This is a genomic window from Levilactobacillus fuyuanensis (genome assembly GCF_003946395.1).
Taxonomy (GTDB): Bacteria; Bacillota; Bacilli; order Lactobacillales; family Lactobacillaceae; genus Levilactobacillus; species Levilactobacillus fuyuanensis.
The window spans coordinates 1-1911 of the sequence record NZ_RHNZ01000045.1 but is presented as its reverse complement, the minus strand read 5'-3'; the positions used below and the strand labels follow the sequence as shown (position 1 = coordinate 1911).

At 48.9% G+C, this 1911-nt stretch carries 1 protein-coding gene; it reads left to right on the top strand.

The window, feature by feature from the left end; all coding sequences use genetic code 11:
• The first annotated feature begins 443 nt into the window (after positions 1–443).
• A complete protein-coding gene (gene ltrA, locus EKM73_RS12630; RefSeq protein ID WP_125702125.1) occupies positions 444–1826 on the top strand; it encodes a group II intron reverse transcriptase/maturase in 1383 nt (460 codons plus the stop codon).
• The last annotated feature ends 85 nt before the right edge of the window (positions 1827–1911 follow it).

Genomic DNA, 1911 nt, shown 5'->3' with positions numbered 1-1911 from the left:
AAAGTGCGCCCGGCATGGGCGCTAACTAGGCGGTGAAAGTCCGCTGTGGGCCGTAGTAGTCGGAACCACGAGCCGAAGGCAAGGGTGTCCATCGCGAGGTGGAATCTGAAGGAAGCCCTAGGCAAAGTACTGCACTGATGTACAAGAAACGGCTAGAAGGCTGGAAATGACTGGATGAAGTTGCTTTACAAACCGAAGTCCAATACTACTCGAAGTCATGACAGTAAAGTCGACAGTGACATGGTACGAAAGTTGGCGTTCTTACCCGGGGAGGCCTGATTGATAAGTTCCCGACAAGAGGCACATTAAGTGCCACAGGAACAAGCGTGCCAGTGATGGTACGTTGAATCTTTCAGGAGTCAGCCGAGGTCATAGTAGGATTGCTTCAGCAACCTGAAGGACTGAACAGTAATAACTCATCATTGATATTGGAGGTGGAGAAAGTGCGACAATCGCAGAAAACAGAACAAGCTGACCACCAGTTGAAGATAGGTCCGGAAGGCCAAAGGTACACTGGGGCGCGTAGTACCTTCCCCGGTGAAGGCACAATGATAAGTGGCATGGAATTCTCTAAACGTGTTTTGACTCGGAATAATCTAAACCTAGCGTATCTCCGGGTCAAGAGAAACAAAGGGGCAGCAGGGCTCGATGGTATGACCGTCGAAGACCTCCTACCTTATCTGAAAGAACATAAGGAAGAACTAGTCAAGCAATTGGCCCAAGGAACCTATCGGCCCCAGCCAGTTAAACGAGTAGAAATTCCCAAGCCCAACGGCGGCAAGCGAAAGCTTGGCATTCCTACGGTAGTTGATCGTTTAGTACAACAAGCCGTGGCCCAAGTGATGACGCCGGTCTTTGAGCGAGTGTTCTCAGATAATAGCTTTGGCTTCCGACCAAATCGAGGGGCACACGAAGCAATCAGCCGAGTGACATCGCTTTATAATCAGGGCTACCACTGCGTAGTGGACCTGGATTTAAAAGCTTACTTCGATACGGTCAACCATGACCTACTCATTAAATTTGTTGGTCAATATATCAATGACCCATGGCTACTGCGGCTAATTCGCCGTTTCCTAACCAGTGGCGTCATGAATGGCAAGCTCTTGGAAAAGAGTAGCAAGGGTACACCTCAAGGTGGCCCTTTGTCGCCATTGTTGGCGAACATCTATTTGAATGAGTTGGACAAGGTACTCACTTCCCGAGGACATAAGTTCGTACGCTATGCCGATGACTGTAATATTTATGTCAAAAGCAAGCGGGCGGGACAAAGGGTTCTCGAGAGTGTCACCCGATTTCTTGAGAAGGACCTAAAAGTCACGGTCAATCGAGAGAAAACAACGGTTGGGTCACCATTACGCCTTAAATTTCTAGGATTCTCTTTAGGTGTTGGGCGCGGAGGAGCTTACGCTCGTCCGGCGCGTCAGGCCAAAGAACGGGTCAAGCGGGAATTAAAACGGCTAACCAAACGCAATCGAGGAATTTCCACGGATAAAATGTTCGTAGAAATCCGGCAAAAGATGCGCGGGTGGCTTCAGTACTATGGCATTGGAAAGATGGCGACATTCGTCAAAGCTCTGGACCAGTGGTTACGGAGTAGGATTCGTCAGTACTTCTGGAAGCAATGGAAGAAAGTCAAGACCAAGGTAAATAATTTAAAGCGCCTGGGCCTCTCCCATAACGATGCCTATACCTTCGCCAACACCCGTAAAGGTGCGTGGCGAACTGCGCATAGTGCGACTTTGACTTACACGTTAACGAATAGAAAACTGGAGCGTCTCGGTCTAATAAATCTGACCAAAACACTCCAGCTTATTCAACATGCCTAAATTACTGAACCGCCGTATACGGAACCGTACGTACGGTGGTGTGAGAGGTCGGTAGCCAAACCAATTGGTTACCTCCTACTCGATT